This window comes from Streptomyces nanhaiensis, from assembly GCF_046614825.1.
Classification (GTDB): domain Bacteria; phylum Actinomycetota; class Actinomycetes; order Streptomycetales; family Streptomycetaceae; genus Streptomyces; species Streptomyces radiopugnans.
Map to the genome: position 1 here is coordinate 1 of NZ_JBKJFM010000287.1, position 3,218 is coordinate 3,218.

Below are 3,218 nucleotides of genomic sequence, written 5' to 3' on the forward strand. Positions count from 1 at the left end.
CTCCCGCCTCCCCGTCCCCCTCGCCCTCCCCCACCGCCCCGGCCGTCCCCTCCCCCGCCGGGACCACCCTGGAGAGCACCGCCGCGCCGCGCGGCGCGGCCGGCTACCGGCGGCTGGGAGCGGGGCGCGGCTGGGAGCGGGTCGTACGGCAGGACCTGGCCGCCGCGGGCGGGGCGCGCGAGGACCGGCGCACCGTCCTGGCCTCCTTCGTCCACCTCACCGACACCCATGTCACGGACGTGCAGCACCCGCTGCGCTTCGAGTACATGCGCTCCGGCAAGACCGGCGCCTGGCGCCCGCACGAGGCGCTGTCGGTGCACGGCCTGGTCTCGATGGTCGAGCGGATCAACTCGCTGCGCGGCGGCCCGGCCACCGGCGCGCCGCTCGGCTTCGCGATCACCACCGGGGACAACACCGACAACAACTGCCGTGCCGAGACGGAGTGGTTCCTCACCGCGATGAGCGGCGGCCGCATCACCCCCAACACCGGCGACCCACTGCGCTACGAGGGGGTGCAGAACTCCGGCCTGCCCCTGTACTGGCACCCGGAGGGCGGGGCGGACGACACCGACCGGGGCCGGTACGGCTTCCCCCGCCTCGACGGCTTCCTCGACGCCGCGATCCGGCGGCTCACCAGCCCCGGCCTGGCCATCCCCTGGTACTCCACCGTCGGCAACCACGACGACCTCCACGGCGGCCACTTCGCGGGCAGCGCGTACTTCACCGACCTGGCCACCGGTGAACGGAAGCTGTACGAGCTGCCCGAGGCCGAGGCCGCCGCGCTCCACAGATCGGTGCGCGGGGGCCGCGACACCCGGGGCACCGCGCTGAGGGAACTGCTGCGCGCCCACGCCCGCAGGACGCGCACCGTCACCCCCGACCCCTCCCGCGCGCCCCTCACCGCCCGGGAGTACGCCGCGGCGCACCTGGACCCGGCGTACACCGGTCCCGGCCCGGCCGGCCACGGCTACACCCGGGCCGCCCTGGAGGAGGGGCGGCTGTACTACTCCTTCCGCGTCGCCGACGGCGTGCTCGGCGTCAGCCTGGACACCACCAACCCCGACGGCGACTACCGGGGCCACATCGGCCCCGCCCAGCTGCGCTGGCTGGACCGCAAGTTGACCCGCCACGGCGACGACCGCGTGCTGGTCTTCAGCCACCACTACAGCGACTCCGTCACCGTCGGCGGCGCCGAGCTGGCCGCGCTGCTGGGGCGGCACGCCAACGTGACCGCCTGGATCAACGGCCACAGCCACCGCAACCGGATCGTGCCGCACGGCCACTTCTGGGAGATCACCACCGCCTCGCACGTGGACCACCCTCAGCTCGCCCGCGTCATCGAGCTGACGGACAACGGCGACGGCACCCTCTCCCTCTTCACCACCTGCGTCGAGTCCGCGGCCCCCTACGCCGCCGAACCCGGCGACCTCTCCCCCGCCGGCCTGGCCTCGCTCTACCGCGAACTGGCCTTCAACGCCCCGGGCCGCAGCACGGCCCTGACCGGCAAGGCCGGCGACCGCAACACGGAGCTGCTGCTGCGGCGCCCCTGAGGGGCGTCCGGAGGCACCGCAGGAGGCTCCGGGGCGGGGAGCGCGGCGGCCGGCCCGTCATGCGGCGGGCCGGCCGGGGAAGGGCCCGTCCTCGCGCCGCCGTTCCTCCTCGGGCCCGGAGGCGGTCCCCGCGGAGTCCCGCAGCCGGTCGAGCCGGTCGATCACCGGGCCCGCCGTGACGCCGTGCAGCACCACCGAGAGCAGTACGGTGAACGTCACCACGGCCCACAGCTCCTGCGCCGGCACCGGGAATTCCGCCTGCCCCAGCCCGTAGGCGAGGTAGTACAGCGAGCCGATGCCCCGGATGCCGAAGCCGGCGACCACCCAGCGCTCCCGGTGCTCCATACGGCCGCCCAGCAGGCCCACCCACCCCGCCAGCGGCCGGACCACCAGCAGCACCGCGAGCGCGACGAGGGCGCCCCGCCAGGTCAGCGGGGCGAGGCCGCCCAGCGCGACGAAGGCGCCCAGCAGGAAGAGCAGCCCCACGGTGAGCAGCCGCTCGACCTGCTCCACGAAGTCGTGCAGGACCCTGTGGTAGCCGTGGGCGCGCTCGGCCGCCCGGATCGCGCAGGCGGTGGTGAACACCGCGAGGAAACCGTAGCCGCCGGCGAGCTCGGTCACCCCGTAGGACAGGAAGGTGGCTCCCAGGGCCACGAAGCCCTCCCGGTGGTGGGACAGGCGCAGCACCTTCGAGCGCGCGCGGAAGAACAGCCAGCCGAGCAGCCGGCCGACCAGCAGCCCGCCCAGCACTCCGACCACGCACTTGTACACGAGGTCCTCCACCGCCCACGAACCGACCCAGTCGGCCGACCACCCGGCGCCCGCGGCGGCGGCCAGCGCCACGGCCGCGTACGTCAGGGGGAAGGCGAGCCCGTCGTTCAGACCGGCCTCGCTGGTGAGGGCGAACCGCACCTCGTCCTCGTCGTGCTCCTCCTCGGTGGGCTCGCCCACCTGCACCTCCGAGGCCAGCACCGGATCGGTCGGCGCCAGGACGGCGGCCAGCAGCAGCGCGGCGGCCGGCGGCCAGTCCAGCAGCCACCACGCCACGCCGGCGGTGCACACCACGGTCAGCGGCATCGTCACGCCCAGCAGCCGCCAGGTCGCGGCCCAGCGGCGCAGGCCGACGGGCCGGTCGAGGGCCAGACCGGCGCCCATCAGCGAGATGATCACGCAGATCTCGGTGGCGTGCTCCACCAGCAGCCGGTCGTCCACCGGGTCGACGGCCGGCAGCGGCAGCGGCAGCAGGTACACGCCGATGCCGCAGAGCAGGAAGATCAGGGGCAGCGACAGCGGCCGCCGCCCGGCCACCACGCGCGGCAGCACGGCGGCGCCCAGCGCCGCCAATCCCAGCCATGTGAACACGCCGTCACCGATAGTCACCGAACAGTCCTTCCCACCGCGTCGCCGTACCGGGCGGCACCGCAGCCCGGATACCCGTGGAATCGCAGGTCATGACGGTGATGCGGAGCTCACGGGCGGTGACGCCCGACGGCGGGCGCCGAGGCTCGGGCCCCGCGGCGGCGGTACGGGCCGGACCGGGGAGGGGAGGGGAGGGTCGCGGAGAGCCGTGGAGAGCCGGGCCGGGCCGGGCCGCGTCAGTGCCCGCGGTCCTCCGGCCCCGGTGGGCGCGGCGCGGTGCAACGCCCCCCGGTCGCCCTCCGCGGTGCC

2 protein-coding genes are annotated in these 3,218 nt (G+C 75.5%); one reads left to right on the forward strand and one right to left on the reverse strand.

Annotated features, from left to right (window positions below; translation table 11 throughout):
- Positions 1–1,550, forward strand: a 1,550-nt coding sequence (locus ACLIYP_RS29870) for a TIGR03767 family metallophosphoesterase (RefSeq protein ID WP_412716205.1), incomplete at its 5' end; no start/stop codon positions are given.
- A 57-nt stretch (positions 1,551–1,607) separates the two neighbouring features.
- Here the strand turns inward: ACLIYP_RS29870 and ACLIYP_RS29875 are convergent.
- Positions 1,608–2,930, reverse strand: coding sequence for a cation:proton antiporter (locus tag ACLIYP_RS29875; RefSeq protein ID WP_412716206.1), 1,323 nt, complete (start codon positions 2,928–2,930; stop codon positions 1,608–1,610).
- Between the last annotated feature and the right edge of the window lie 288 nt (positions 2,931–3,218).